This window comes from Polynucleobacter sp. HIN9, from assembly GCF_030297635.1.
In the GTDB taxonomy this organism is placed as follows: domain Bacteria; phylum Pseudomonadota; class Gammaproteobacteria; order Burkholderiales; family Burkholderiaceae; genus Polynucleobacter.
The window spans coordinates 687,801-701,814 of record NZ_AP028140.1 but is presented as its reverse complement, the minus strand read 5'-3'; the positions used below and the strand labels follow the sequence as shown (position 1 = coordinate 701,814).

At 46.8% G+C, this 14,014-nt stretch carries 17 protein-coding genes; 4 read left to right on the top strand and 13 right to left on the bottom strand.

The features are described 5' to 3' along the window. Window positions 1–9: 9 nt before the first annotated feature. The 3 genes from QUE62_RS03700 to hemP form a co-directional block, all read right to left on the bottom strand. On the bottom strand, window positions 10–2,313 hold the full coding sequence (locus QUE62_RS03700) for a TonB-dependent hemoglobin/transferrin/lactoferrin family receptor (RefSeq protein ID WP_286262341.1): 2,304 nt from the start codon (window positions 2,311–2,313) through the stop codon (window positions 10–12). A gap of 141 nt (window positions 2,314–2,454) precedes the next feature. Then, complete coding sequence (locus tag QUE62_RS03695) at window positions 2,455–2,958, bottom strand: energy transducer TonB (protein WP_286262339.1); 504 nt, start codon at window positions 2,956–2,958, stop codon at window positions 2,455–2,457. Between the two features lie 85 nt (window positions 2,959–3,043). Further along, window positions 3,044–3,163: a hemin uptake protein HemP gene (hemP, locus tag QUE62_RS09130; protein ID WP_353506840.1), complete on the bottom strand. Its 120-nt coding sequence runs from the start codon at window positions 3,161–3,163 to the stop codon at window positions 3,044–3,046. 208 nt (window positions 3,164–3,371) lie between these two features. On the opposite strand from hemP, the gene QUE62_RS03690 reads away from it, so the two are divergent. From QUE62_RS03690 to QUE62_RS03675, 4 genes are all read left to right on the top strand, one after another. After that, window positions 3,372–3,710 (top strand): hypothetical protein, encoded by a 339-nt coding sequence (locus QUE62_RS03690; RefSeq protein ID WP_286262337.1) that lies wholly within the window; start codon window positions 3,372–3,374, stop codon window positions 3,708–3,710. An 82-nt stretch (window positions 3,711–3,792) separates the two neighbouring features. Then, a complete protein-coding gene (locus QUE62_RS03685) occupies window positions 3,793–4,986 on the top strand; it encodes an MFS transporter (protein ID WP_286262335.1) in 1,194 nt (397 codons plus the stop codon). Beyond that, entirely contained in the window at window positions 4,917–5,942 is a 1,026-nt protein-coding gene (gene senB / locus QUE62_RS03680; RefSeq protein ID WP_286262333.1) for a selenoneine biosynthesis selenosugar synthase SenB, read from the top strand. Before QUE62_RS03685 ends, senB begins: the two co-directional genes overlap by 70 nt. A gap of 30 nt (window positions 5,943–5,972) precedes the next feature. After that, a complete protein-coding gene (locus QUE62_RS03675) occupies window positions 5,973–6,344 on the top strand; it encodes a DUF2784 domain-containing protein (RefSeq protein WP_286262330.1) in 372 nt (123 codons plus the stop codon). Between the two features lie 8 nt (window positions 6,345–6,352). On the opposite strand, the gene QUE62_RS03670 is transcribed toward QUE62_RS03675, so the two are convergent. The 10 genes from QUE62_RS03670 to QUE62_RS03625 all read right to left on the bottom strand — a co-directional run bounded on the left by QUE62_RS03670 (window position 6,353) and on the right by QUE62_RS03625 (window position 13,968). Beyond that, window positions 6,353–6,655 (bottom strand): Na+/H+ antiporter subunit G, encoded by a 303-nt coding sequence (locus QUE62_RS03670; RefSeq protein ID WP_108508218.1) that lies wholly within the window; start codon window positions 6,653–6,655, stop codon window positions 6,353–6,355. Between the two features lie 14 nt (window positions 6,656–6,669). Then, window positions 6,670–6,939, bottom strand: a complete 270-nt coding sequence (locus QUE62_RS03665; RefSeq protein ID WP_286225967.1) for a K+/H+ antiporter subunit F — start codon at window positions 6,937–6,939, stop codon at window positions 6,670–6,672. Next, window positions 6,933–7,421: a Na+/H+ antiporter subunit E gene (locus QUE62_RS03660; RefSeq protein ID WP_286262328.1), complete on the bottom strand. Its 489-nt coding sequence runs from the start codon at window positions 7,419–7,421 to the stop codon at window positions 6,933–6,935. Before QUE62_RS03660 ends, QUE62_RS03665 begins: the two co-directional genes overlap by 7 nt. Beyond that, on the bottom strand, window positions 7,418–8,959 hold the full coding sequence (locus QUE62_RS03655; RefSeq protein WP_286262327.1) for a monovalent cation/H+ antiporter subunit D: 1,542 nt from the start codon (window positions 8,957–8,959) through the stop codon (window positions 7,418–7,420). Before QUE62_RS03655 ends, QUE62_RS03660 begins: the two co-directional genes overlap by 4 nt. Then, a complete protein-coding gene (locus QUE62_RS03650; protein WP_286224474.1) occupies window positions 8,956–9,348 on the bottom strand; it encodes a Na+/H+ antiporter subunit C in 393 nt (130 codons plus the stop codon). Before QUE62_RS03650 ends, QUE62_RS03655 begins: the two co-directional genes overlap by 4 nt. Further along, on the bottom strand, window positions 9,349–12,126 hold the full coding sequence (locus QUE62_RS03645; RefSeq protein ID WP_286262324.1) for a monovalent cation/H+ antiporter subunit A: 2,778 nt from the start codon (window positions 12,124–12,126) through the stop codon (window positions 9,349–9,351). 193 nt (window positions 12,127–12,319) lie between these two features. Then, a complete protein-coding gene (locus QUE62_RS03640) occupies window positions 12,320–12,712 on the bottom strand; it encodes a hypothetical protein (protein ID WP_286262322.1) in 393 nt (130 codons plus the stop codon). After that, window positions 12,709–13,038, bottom strand: a complete 330-nt coding sequence (locus tag QUE62_RS03635; protein WP_286224471.1) for a heavy-metal-associated domain-containing protein — start codon at window positions 13,036–13,038, stop codon at window positions 12,709–12,711. Before QUE62_RS03635 ends, QUE62_RS03640 begins: the two co-directional genes overlap by 4 nt. Before the next feature lie 7 nt (window positions 13,039–13,045). Then, window positions 13,046–13,690 (bottom strand): hypothetical protein, encoded by a 645-nt coding sequence (locus QUE62_RS03630; RefSeq protein WP_286262320.1) that lies wholly within the window; start codon window positions 13,688–13,690, stop codon window positions 13,046–13,048. Continuing rightward, window positions 13,687–13,968, bottom strand: coding sequence for a copper-binding protein (locus QUE62_RS03625; RefSeq protein ID WP_286224469.1), 282 nt, complete (start codon window positions 13,966–13,968; stop codon window positions 13,687–13,689). The genes QUE62_RS03630 and QUE62_RS03625 overlap by 4 nt, the downstream gene beginning before the upstream one ends. Window positions 13,969–14,014 lie beyond the last annotated feature (46 nt).

Sequence of the window (14,014 nt, the reverse complement as noted above, 5' to 3'; positions counted from 1 at the left end):
GATGCCTCCTTAAAAGTCATAACGAGCTGAGATTTGCCAGTTCCGCGGCGCTGCCGTGGCTGATTGTTGAGCAGCTTGGGCGTTGTACCCCGAAAATCCGCCAGCCGATGCTCGGTTTTGGGTTAAGACTGAGCCCTGTACATCAGACCAGTTCCAATAGGTGGTGTTAAAGACATTATTGAGATTGGCATTAATCGTGAGTTTTTTAAGGGGCTTCCAGTAGCCTGTCAGATTTAGAACGGTCGATGTGGGCGACAAAAATTGATTAGCTGTACCACCGGTAGCGTTATTAAAGTTCACACGATCAGCCGATTTACCCTGATTCCAAATAACATTGGCAAACGCTCCCCAAGTACTAGCGCCATACCGCAATCCTGCAATGGCGCGCAAAGGTTGAATCGTATTTAGCGGTGCTGAAATCCCATTTTGGGTTTGCTCACCATAGCTATAGGCCATTGCTGCATTCGCCTGCCAACCCTGTGCAAACGCCCAATCCGTTCGAACATCCCATCCCCAAATATTGACCTTGGATAAGTTCTGAAATTGATACAAGGTCTGAGGTGCACTACCGTTATACGAACCTAAGTAATTAACCTGAGAGATAAAGTCTTTGTAATAGTTTGCGTACCCCGATGCCTGATAACGAAACTGATGAAGCTGACCGCGAGCACCGACTTCAAAGCCATTACCAGTTTGCGGTTTTAGATTGGGATTTGGGATGTTGGTATATCCGCTACCCGCAAAATAAGATAATGTCTGATCCGGCGTAGGCGCTGTAAATCCAGTTCCCCAGTTTGCAAATGGACGAAACTCCCGAGCTATATTCCAAATAGCCCCAATTCGAGGAGATACTGCTGATCCGGAGTTCGATGGTAATGAACCAGTAACTGGTGTAATCGAGTAACTATCATAGCGAAGTGCTGGAATCACACTCACTTGATTGAACTCCATTTCACTTTGCAAAAACACGCCGCCTAGGTTGTAAGTTGATTTGGGTGCGGGTGTAATTGAACTTCCATTGCCCGCCGCATTGAGTTGACTCGAGATGCGTGAAGAACTCCAATCAAATCCATAGGTCAGTCGCTGATTGACGATACTGGTGGTATTACTCTCTAGGGTCGTATTGATGCCGTAGGTGTCTTGGCTATAGGTGTTGTTGCGGCTGCGCCATGATGAGAGACGTGAATTACCAACTTGCTGCTGATAGGCATTTTGAGTGACATCTGCATCCTGGTAATACACCATGACATTAGCTTTTTGAACATACAGCGCCCCACTGTCCTTAAAGTCGTATTCACCCGAGACACGATTACGAGTTGTTTTATCTTGCGTGGTGGATGTCACGACATTGTTATAGGTAAATCCGCCAGGCCCTCCAAAGGAAATCCAGCCTCCGCCGGTTCCCAAATCCGATAAGTTATTCATGTTTTGCGTGACGTTTTGAGACTCATAGGTAATGCCCAGTTTTTGGTTGCGATCGATTTGGGCAAATCCCTTAGTCAGAACATACCAATTGCTGTAATCCGCTGGATTGGGCGCTGTTCTGGTGATACCGGTTGAGTTATTGGATCCTTGATTTTGATATTGGTGGCCGGCCTGAAAGTTTCCAAGCACCATCCCTTGCAAATGGTCCTGAATACCGCCATAGCCAAACGTCGTATTCGAAGATGTATCGACGCTCGAGTAGCCGGTACGAGCAAATCCGCCTTGAGTCTCACCTTTTTTGATGAAATCACTTGGATTAAAGGTCTGAAAGTTCACAATCCCAGCAAGGCCATCACTACCATACTGAGTTGACGATGGGCCGCGTACTACCTCGACACGACGAAACCCATCAACATCCAGAAAGTTTCCTCGCCCGACCGATAGGGCCCCAAACGAGAAGGTATTGGGTACCCGAATCCCATCCACAAGTAGTAAAACATTATTGCCCTGCAGACCACGAATATTGATACTCTCATTTCCTGCCCGACCCTGGGCTCCGATCGCCAGACTAAATCGTTGTGTTTGCTGGGGAACCGTAACATCGACCGAGTTATTAAATAGGTCTTTAATATTCCGGTCGCCCTTTTCTTGGATTTCTTCGGCCGTTGTTACGGTGACGACATTGGGTACGTTATCCACCTTCCGAGAGGACCGAGTCGATGTCACGGTAACCTCTTTCAGAATAATATCCACCTCGCCCAGCTCACCACGGGACTGTTCAATTGGTCTTCCATCTTCGGTGGTCACTACCTTACTATGGGCACTCATGGCAATACCCGCCATGGTGATGGCTGCAATAGCCGCAAATGGGTGTTTTCTTAGATTCATGCTCGCTAGAATTTGATGACACTAGCTAGCGACGGCGGGCTGTGACGTTTACATAATCGTTTTTTGGTTTAAACGATTCATTACTTTAATGAGAATGATTCTCATTGTCAAGTGCTATTGACAATATTACGTATATGGAAATTAAGTCAATACAAAGATGATAGGCAATCGATAACAGTAAGGAATGGCGGCACCATTTTGGCGAGCCGGATGAAATTTCCAGTGAGTCACCGTATTCAAGGCCGAACGATCGAGCGCTGAATGACCAGATGATTGAGCTAATTGCAAGCGACTGATAGCGCCATGCTCAGATACGCATAATGAAAGCCATACCCTGCCCTCCTCGCCGTTTTCTCGACTAGCGATCGGATACGGCGGCTTTGGGTTATTGAACCTAGGGTCAGCAGCGGATGGTAAGGATATGGGTGCAGATGAAACATTTGGGCTTCTGCTATCTGACTGTTGACTGGTTGTGATCCCCTGGCTACTCTCAACAGTCGGTGCACTCGCTTGATTAATGGGATCTTGGTTTGCATGAATAAGCGAAGTTACTGTTTTTTGAATCGTATTCGACTCGCGCTCAACCAAGTGCCCATAAAGGATGGTAGGCGACTCAGGCTGATGATTAGCTATGGCAGTCATCATCCATCCGATTAGTATGGCATGGCACATGCAAACCGCTAGAGTAATTTTGAATGAAGACGAACGCAGCAACTGTCCTGAATTCATATCACTTGGTTAAGATCAATTTACCTAATTGGGTAATTCGTAAGATGTAAATCACACCATGATGGTTAATCTGAATCGCGCTCGTCGAACCAAACAGCTCTTCGCTGCGGTATACCCACATATCATTTCTTGATAGTTGCGCAGATAGTTTTGATGTTTCTTCTTCTCGTGTCATATCAAAAGCTATTCAGTCTAGATCGCAATCCATAAGAGAACGCTTCCAGTAATTGTTAGTAGGCCCATGGCCAAAATTGCCCGATCTTTTGGCTGAATACTATTTTTTTCAATCATTCTTGTATTCCTTTCTATCTATTCATATGATACTATAAATGAGAATGATTATCAATAAGGATACGATGATGAATACCCAGCATACTGTTTTACTCATGGGCGCGCTTGCAAAGGTAATGGAACTCTCTAGAACACGCTGCTCTGTGCTTGCCGAGCAAACCACTATTTCCTTGCACGCTCTCAATCAATGTCCGGAACTGCCTCTCAGCTTAAAAGCCCAGATTGAGGAAATGCTCGATGCCCTAGAAGAACAATATCAACTGGATCGCATTTATCAGGAACGAGCCAAATCAAATAACCCATCAGTCAATGCATTCTGTATCAAGCCAGCGGGGATTCACAAGGCTCTGCTTTATGCTGATACAAGTCTCGTATGAGTTATGTGATCTAGATAGTTTCTATTCAGAATTACGCAGTACCATATTGGGGTGGCTTTGCTACCCCAATTTTTTAACTCAATTGAATATTACGAAATCGTCTCGATCGATTAGCCCCAATTTAGCCTCACTATTGATTGTGATTGCTGAGCTAATGGGAACTTCTTTGTGGTTCTCCATCAATGGAGTGGCTGATAACTTAATTGATTCATGGAATATTAATCTTGCCGGCATCGGCATATTGACCAATGCCGTGCAATTTGGTTTTGTAGCCGGTACCCTAGTATTCGCCCTCAGTGGTATCGCGGATCGGTTTAGGCCAAGCCATCTTTTTGCTGCTTGTGCCCTGCTTGGGGCATTGTTTAATACCGCATTTGCGGTATTAGCTGATAGCATTTGGATAGGTTCTGCACTGCGTTTCTTAGTTGGGATTTGTTTAGCAGGTATCTACCCTATCGGTATGAAACTCATCATGACCTGGGATCCCCAGAAGGCATCATCACGCATTGCTCAACTAGTTGGCATGCTAACGCTGGGAACGGCCATCCCGCATGCCACACGCTACTTCGGTGTGGATTGGCCTTGGCAAGAAGTGATTTTGTTTTCCTCCTTCCTAGCCGTCATTGCGATGGGGATTATTTTTTGGCTTGGCGATGGCCCTCATCTCAAATTGGGCAATTCCTCACGAGTGAAACTCAGTGGCTTTCGTCAGCTCTTTGCAATCCCCGAATACCGTCGCTCCGCCTTTGGTTATTTTGGTCATATGTGGGAGCTCTATGCCTTTTGGGCGCTGGTACCATTTCTGATTGCCAGCACTTATCCAATTCAAAACCCCCTGGATTTATCTGGGTTAGCATTTTCGGTGATCGGTGTTGGAGCACTTGGCTGTTTCCTTGGAGGGCAGCTTAGCAAATCGATGGGTGGCATAAAGGTTGCCTCAACTGCCCTGGCACTGTCCGGTCTCTGTTGTCTGCTATATCCATGGATCACTGGGCTACCGTTATGGCTACAAATTCTGTTTTGGCTTGTTTGGGGGATGAGCGTCGTCGCTGACTCGCCACAGTTCTCTGCCCTATCAGCTCAAGCATGTCCTCCTGAAATCGTCGGCACTGCGCTGACGATTCAAAATGCGATTGGCTTCACCATCACGATGATCTCTATTCAAATTAGTACCCTGGTGTTACCCATCATGGATCACTACATTACATGGCTATTGCTACCGGGTCCTGTATTGGGGCTTATTTTTCTGAATCGTATTTCAAAGGGCAGCTCTTAAATATGCGTCGTATCGAAATCGTTACCCCAGCTCCACCTGGGAGCTTGCACGGTAATCGTGTGACCGCCAAACGATGGCAAGGTTTTTTAAGACAGCTTGGCTACCGCGTCCCTATTACTGAATCTTGGTCTGGAAAAGATACCGACCTCTTGATTGCCTTACATGCCTACCGAAGTCATGCATCAATTGATGCGTTTAAGCTCGCATACCCTAATCGCCCTTTAATTCTGATTCTGACAGGCACCGATCTGCACCGGGATATGGCAAACCACTCAGAGGTTCATGAGTCGCTGGCATTAGCAGATGGATTGGTGGTTTTACAAACAGAGGCATTACGAATCATCCCCGCAAAATGGCGTCATAAAGCAACAGTCATTCATCAGTCGGCGCCGCAGATACCTAAGCAGCAGAAGCCCAATGATGAATTCAGTGTGAGTGTGATTGGGCATCTTCGCCCTGAGAAAGATCCCTTTTGCATCGTACGTGCGCTACCCTACTTACATAGTGATAGTCAAATTACCATTCAACACTTAGGGATGGCCATGAGTGGGGAGATGGAAAAAATCGCATTGCAAGCTACCAAACAACATGATCGCTATACCTGGCAAGGCATGGTGAGTCATCAGACAACACTAAGAACCCTGGCGCGCAGTCACGTCATTGTTATCTCCAGTCGCATGGAGGGTGGTGCTCATGTAGTTTCTGAGGCAATTGCAGCAGGTATTCCAATACTTGCCTCCAAGATAGCAGGCAATTGCGGGCTGCTTGGGAAAGATTATTTAGGATATTTTCCGGTTGGCAATGAAAAAGCCCTAGCCAGACTTCTGCTTCGCGCAGAAACAGATCAATTGTTCTACAAGAAACTTCGAGAGCAAGTTAAACAGCTACGAAAATTGATACGGCCAAGTCAAGAAAAGTCTGCAATTCAAAAGCTAATCTCTAAGTTAATCTATTAAAAACGATTGAACAAGTAAGCATTTTTATTGATGACATCGCTTGCAGATATTGTTTTAGTTCTTCACTTTTTCATAGCCCTCTTTATTACCCTGGGCTTGCTGCTCATTCCGCTTGGATTTATTTATTCCTGGTCATGGATTCGTAATCGTCGCTTTCGGCAGATTCATGCGGGTCTCATGCTCTTTGTTGCGATTGAGGCAGTGTTTGCCATCACCTGCCCTTTAACCGTTTTGGAAGCCTGGCTTCGAGAAACAAACGCCCCAGAGTCTTTCTGGGCTTACCAACTTAATCAACTGCTCTACTGGGATTTACCGCCCGCATTCTTTTTGGGGCTCTACCTACTCTGTAGTATCTGGGTGATCTATCTGTGGCGTCGGATTCCGCCACGGTCTACCAATTAATTCGATTATTAATCTGGTAGCTTTGCTTTCGAGTAGAGACGCAGGCGTAATGCAGCCTGTGCCAGGAGATGAGCGCTTACAGGGGCAGTCAGAAATACAAACAAGGTGATGATCAACTCGTGAATAAGCAGACCGTCTTTTAGGGCATAGGCCATGGATGCAAGCAGAACTCCACCCACCCCAAGGGTTGATGCTTTAGTGGGTGCATGCAAGCGCATAAAGAAATCGGGCAAACGCAATAATCCTAAGGAGCCAACAAAAATAAAGAAGGCACCGATAAGTAATAAGACCGAAGTAATTAGTTCAAGCATGGTATGCACCCCGATTAGTCCATCACATCGCCACGGGCTAGATAGCGCGATAGCGCAACCGTACCCACAAAACCCATTAAGGCAATTAATAATGCGGCTTCAAAATAAATAGGGCTATCGTCATAAATACCCAGAACGATTAAAAGCGCTACAGCCGAGACATACAAGGTATCGAGTGCCAAAATACGATCCGGTGCATCCGGCCCCTTAATCAGACGATACACCGTAATGCCCATCGATAGAGCAATGACAACCAAGGTAATTTTGATGGAAAGATCTAGCATCCAAAAATCTCCATAAGAGGTTTTTCGTATCGATTCTGAATATCGGCAATCAGTGCACTTGGGTCTGCACAGTCAAGAGCATGAATAATTAAGACACGATTGTCATCCGTGAGCTCAGCAGATACCGTACCCGGGGTCATGGTAATAATGCTTGCCAGCAGTGAAATCGACATGGGCTGGGTCAGTACAATTGGCATTTCTACAAAGACCGGTCTGAGTTTTTTTGGGGATCCCAATATGAGCCGCGCCACCACCACATTTGCCACCACAATATCGTAAGTCACCACAAAAAGAAGACGTAACGCTGCCAAAGGATTTTTAATGGGGGGCAGCCCCGCTAAAAATGACCTGCATAGGTAAGGAATAGCCCACGCCAAGATGGCTGCCAACACAATATGCGCTAACGATAGATCAGCAGATAAAAGTAGCCATGTAATAAAAAGCAGGATCGATAGAACTGGGTGGGGTAACCAACGCTTCATGGTCTTGACTCCCGTGGTAACGCTCGAGGTGCGCGATCGGCAGTTTGGCCAATTACTGCTTCAATGTAGGTTTGAGGCGCCTTCATTTGCGCAGCTGTTTGATCGGTTATTTGCTTTAAGGGAGCCGCATAAACCACCATCAATAAACTTGCGCCGAGCAAGAAAAGAATCGGCAACCACTGGCCAAAACCTGGAGAACGTGCGTCAGCGGCATATTCATGGGATGTTTTCCAGAACAAGGTGCTGCCGGCCCGAGATAAACCAATTAAGCCAATAAAACTTGCTAACAAGATGATTGTCCAGATCATCGGCATGTGTGTATTCAGTGTTGCGCTTTGCAAAATCATTAGCTTTGCTAAGAAGCCAGATGACAGGGGTAGGCCAATTGCAATTGCACCAGTAATCAGAACGGCAATTCCCAAGGCAACTCCCTGCTTCATGAGTGGCCCTGTTTGAAGTTTTTCCTCAATAGATCCCCTCGCCTGTCCGATCATCTCTGCTAGCAAAAAGAGTGTCGCTGAAATTAAGGTACTGTGGACCATATAAAACAAGGCCCCTGAGAATGATGCTTGATTACCAATTGAATAGGCCATCAAGATCATGCCAACGGATGCCACTGTTAAGTAAGAAATCAGCTCTAAAAGACGCTTTGCAGCCAATGCGCCCAATCCCCCAAGAATCAGGGTCAACATGGCCACAGGCATCAGCCAAGGGCTGGTGATATCAGCCGTCACACCCTCCGACCCACTAAAGATCAAACTATTGAAGCGGAAAATGGCATAGATACCAATCTTCGTCATGATGGCAAATAAGGCAGCTACCGGTGCTGATGCACTGGAGTAGGCATTGGGAAGCCAGAAATACAAAGGAAATAGCGCTGCTTTAATTCCGAAGACAGCGATTAGCAATAAACTAGCTGAACGAATCAAGGCGATGTCGTCCGCGGATGAGCTAGCAATCCGCTCTGCCAACTGAGCCATATTTAAGGTGCCAGTCAGGCCATACAGAATGCTGACACCAATTAAGAATAAGGCCGAACCTGTCAGGTTAATCACAACATAGTGAACTGCTGCACGCAAACGGCGCTCACCAAATCCATAAACCAACAAGCAATAGGAGGCGATTAATAAGACTTCAAAGAAAACGAATAGGTTAAATAAGTCGCCGGTTAAGAACGCCCCATTGATGCCCATCAATTGAAACTGAAACAAGGCATGAAAGTACTTACCACGCTGGTCCCAGCCCTGCATCGCATAAAACAGTGCAGCAATTGCCACAATCGAGGTCAGCAATACCATTAATCCTGATAAACGATCCAGAACTAGCACGATGCCAAATGGTGCAGCCCAATCACCTAATACATACGTCTGAATTACCCCGCTATTGGCATCCTGAAATAATTGAATTCCGATAAGGACTAATAATGCACTAGCAATAAAACTAATCACACGACTAATTGCGAGTTGGCGTCCCATGAGAAGAAGCAAAGCTGCAGTAAGTGCGGGTAGAACAATCGGTAGTACAAGAAGGTGGCTCATGATTCCTGCCCTTCTTTATTCTTAACACTTGAATCTTGATCTGACTCTGAGTTTGAGCCTTTACCCGGCTCCTCACCATCCACGTGATCGGATTTAGTGTCGTTCCGAGCCCGTAAGGCTAGTTCCACAATAAAACCAGTCATTCCAAAACCAATGACAATGGCCGTTAATACAAGTGCCTGAGGAATCGGATCGGCATAAGACGATACTGCTTGATCAATCACAGGAGGCTTACCACTGGTGAGACGACCCATCGCAAAGATAAAGAGATTGATGGCATAACCGAGCAGAGACAAGCCAAGCACTACGGAGAAGGTTCGTCCTCGCAGCATCAGGTATACCGCGCAAGCAGTCACAATGCCTAAGGCGGATGCAAGTAGCAGTTCCATCTAGGCAACCCCTTTTAATTTGGAATCCCGTTGGCTTGCACCTGAGAGCGCAGAGATAGTTAGCAGGGTTGCCCCAACGACGGTGAGATAGACCCCTAGGTCAAAAGCTGCCGCACTCGCAAGTGGAATCTTTCCAATGAGGGGCAAGACCGGGTAACCGTAGGTGCTCGTCAAGAATCCTGCCCCAAAGATAAAGCTTCCGAGTCCAGTGATTCCGGCAATCAGCACACCACTACCAATCAGCTTGGGGAAATCCATTTTGAGCTTGGCGGATGTTGCAACTAGTCCGCCGGCCATGTACTGCATCACTAAAGCAACCGATGTAATCAATCCCGCAATGAATCCTCCACCTGGCAGATTATGGCCACGCAAGAAGATATAAACACTAACCAGTACCGCAAAGGGTAAGAGAGTTCGGGCTGCAACCGAGAGCATCACGGAATTTAATGAACCCGGTAACAGTTGACGCTCGATTTTTAATCCATCCATCAAACTCAAGGCACCAATTGCCGCAATCCCAAGAACGATGATCTCGCCAAAGGTATCAAAGCCTCGGAAGTCGACCAGGATTACGTTCACCACGTTGCTACCACCGCCCAATGGCACACTTTGTGCCAAGTAATACCAGGCAATTGATTCATGGGGTCGAGTTAATACTGTCCACAGTAAAGCGGATACACCAGCACCCGCCAGAATCGATAAAACGATGTCACGCGTCCTGCGGCTTGAGCTAGACTCCTTGGGACCATTTCGTGGAATCAAGGCTAAGGCCATTAGCATGAGCGCGGTGCTTACCACTTCCACCGATAACTGCGTTAGGGCTAAATCCGGTGCCGAGAAATACGCAAAGGTCAGCGCGGTTGCCAAACCCACCACCCCAACTAGGATCACTGCCGTTAAGCGGTGACGATGAACCACGGCAGTTGCAATCGCAGCCAAGACGGCAATGGCCCAAATCACAATAGCCACTGGATTAGCTGGGGTCAGAGAAGCGCCACCAGTGGTGTAACCGTATTGCATGAATGGCCACAATCCAATTAGGAGAACCGCAGCAATCAAGACTGCAAGGTAACGTTGCAAAGAACCATTCTGAATGGTCCGAGTGATCCAACGAGCAGTTCCCAATAAGGACTCAATAAAGTGCACAAAAATCCGTGTACCGTTTAACTCTTTGGGGGCATGCAAGTGCAAATTAAAGCGATTCTGTAATAACCAGAACATCACCACCCCACCCAATAGAGCGATGATGCTCATCATGAGCGGCGTATTAAATCCATGCCAAATCGCAATCGTATAGGGAGGAATCGGGCCACCAAACACGTCGTAAGCAGCCAGAAATACAAGGGGTGCTACAGTGATAGCGGGCAGAACGCCAACCGCAATACAAATAACCACTAGTAACTCAACAGGGATCTTCATGAAACGTGGCGGCTCATGGGGCGTATGAGGCAAATCCTTGGCTGTGCCATTAAAGAACACGTTGTGCACAAAGCGTGCGGAGTAGGCAACGCTGCACATCCCACCGAAGGTCACAACGATTGGTGCAATCACTCCAAACCAACCAAGATGAGAGAGGGTTAAGGACTCTGTGAAGAACATCTCTTTGGATAAGAATCCATTAAATAACGGGATACCCGCCATGGAGGCTGCAGCCACCATCGCCAGTGTTGCGGTGTAAGGCATGAACTTATAGAGTCCACGCAAACGGCGCATATCGCGCGTTCCGCACTCGTGATCAATGATCCCCGCCACCATGAATAGCGACGCCTTGAAGGTCGCATGGTTGATGATATGAAAGACCGCTGCCGCAGCTGAGAGCGGCGAACTTAAGCCAATTAAAAAGATAATGAGCCCAAGATGACTAATCGTGGAATATGCCAAGAGCCCTTTTAAATCATGCTTGAAGATAGCCACATAGGCAGCAAATGCCATCGTGGTTAAGCCAATCACAGAAACAATGATCTCAAAATCGTAGGAACCACCCAGGGCTGGGTATAAACGGGCCAGCATGAAGACCCCTGCCTTCACCATCGTAGCCGAGTGCAGATAAGCCGAGACAGGGGTTGGGGCTGCCATGGCCTGCGGTAACCAGAAGTGGAATGGAAATTGCGCTGATTTTGTAAATACACCCAACAAAATTAAGATCAAGATCGGTAGATAGAGAGGGCTCGATTGAATGGTCTCGCGAGCGGCAAAGATCCCGGATAGCTCATAGGTACCAGCTACATGTCCAAGTAACAAGAAACCGGCAAGCATTGCTAAGCCTCCACCACCGGTCACTGTTAAAGCCATGCGAGCCCCACGTCGAGACTCGGACTTAAAGTTCCAATACCCAATCAATAAGAACGATGAAATACTAGTGAGCTCCCAAAAGACAATCGTGAGCAAAATGTTCTCGGTCAGAACAATCCCTAACATCGCTGCCATAAAAAGCATGAGGTAGGCATAAAACTTACCAATCGGATCGGTATCTGCTAGATAGTATTTGGCGTACAAAATAATCAGTAAGCCAATACACAGAATCAGAAGAGCAAATAAATAGGCAAGTCCATCGAGACGAAAGGCAAAATCAATACCAAGCTCTGGAAGCCAAGAATACTTGGCAATGATCTTTTCACCAGCAAAGATACGACTGCTATAACTAAGCAGCAGTGTAAGACTAGTCGCTGTCACCCCCGCCACGGCCCAAGCAGAGGCCACTCGACTAAAGCGAGCAGCCAATAGCGCCAAGGTTGTTCCAACAAGCAGTGGCAATAAAATAATCGTCAATAAGGTCATAAAGCAAATGTCACTGTTGGGGTGATCAAAGCACGCATCACAAGCCGGCAATCAATGCCTGACCTACGATAAAACCATCCTGGATGATAACAAAGATCAGGCCTTACAAAGACCGAATCCTTGTAGGTCTTTCTTACGATTCAGTAGTCTTTCTCAAAAATTGACCCAAATCAATCAAATGAATTGGGTCAATCTATCCGATCAAGGGTTGGATGAATGCAAACCAAGCCCCAACCAATAACAGAATTACGCTAAACCAGTAAATCCGCAAAGAATTTTTTCGGGTTTTCAGGCAAGCGTTACGGAGTACCGGGTCGATGGGACAAGGTGCATTACGATTCCGCCATTGCAGAATTCCACCGAGGACCATTAACAAAGTGCTGATCGCAAAGATAGCTTCTTTATGTTCACTAATCCATACGATTTGAGGAAAAACAGCAACCAATGAGGCCAGCGCAGCCCCAGCACCCAAACTAACCAGTAGCGCAGGAATCGCGCAGCAGATGAGCGTGCTGGAGCTTGCCAGTAAAGTAATGACCGAGCTAATAAATCCCGATTTTGATTCCTGTAAACCATCGGTGCTCATTTCTTCTCTTTCTGCTGAGCTCTAAATTGCGCAACGGTCTGCGGAATGGTCTCAATCTTCACCACATCGTAGCCCGCATCTTTAATCTCGGCAGAAATTTCTTTCTCATTGAGTGTTTTTCCTTCTTTGGGCTCAATGACGACGACCTTATTCTTGAGGTCTACAAACACTGCCTTAGTTTCACCCATCTTCGAAATGCTCTTCTCAATTCCTTGGGCACAGAAGGAGCACACCATACCGTTCACCGTCACCTTCATACTGGCATGTGCTACAGACCCCAAACCCATGAGTGCAATAAATAGAATGGAATAAATTGATTTCATCATGATTCTCCTAATAGTTGTACATAAAGTTAAAGCGCCACTGTCCTGATAAATTGGCACCTGCTTCTACGAAATAACGGTTATGAATCACTCGTAACATCGGGGTGAATTCATACTGCTTTGAGACAAAGGTCATTCGCCGTGCTTCAATGATTAACCACGGCTGAGCTTCGTCATAATCAACTTCATAGAATGACGCGCCCAATCGTGCAACCGTGATATTGCTAGTTGCCCCCTCCGCGGCATACACTCGGGCCGAAGCCATGGAATAAAACCGGGTGGTTTCATAATCGACCTGAATACCTGGGGAAGCCATGGCCTTTGTGCCCACAAAGGTATTGCCTGTTGTAGCACCCAACCCGCCAATAAACCAAATATTGGCTTGTGCTTCGGGCATATTCCAGCGCGCTAGCTTACGGGTATAGACTGCCTCAGCATTTTGCTGTTTAGATACAGAGTTATCGGTCTGCATCGCGCTGGTTGAAAACCCAAATGCATCGTTCGCTGTAGCTGCATAGTTCACAGCAAACTCTTGGTAGGTCTTCGAGAAGTCCCCCATGATCATCCAGCTGTTCTTAAACCCCATAGGGGCAGCACTTACCTGACTAGCCAACACAGATATCCCAAGCAATAGGAGTTGGGAGAATCGATTCATTTGAGCTTCTCCAACGCGGTGACATCTAGACTACCGCCGGCTTCCCTAAACTGAAATTGCACACGATCTCCTGGCCGATATGAATCCAGCGCAACATCTTTGGCCACATCAAAGCGCATCGTCATGGCCGGCATTTTGATGCTGGGAATGGGCTCATGCTTAAGAACGATCCGCTGCTTTGCGGTATCCACACGAACGACTTCTGCCCTAACCCACTCTGAGGCTGCAGCAGCCGATAAGGAAAAGATGCTAACGATTAGTAATAAAAGGTATTTCATTTAACTCTCCAAAGTAAAAGGTGCCCAAAATTTGGGCGGACTTATC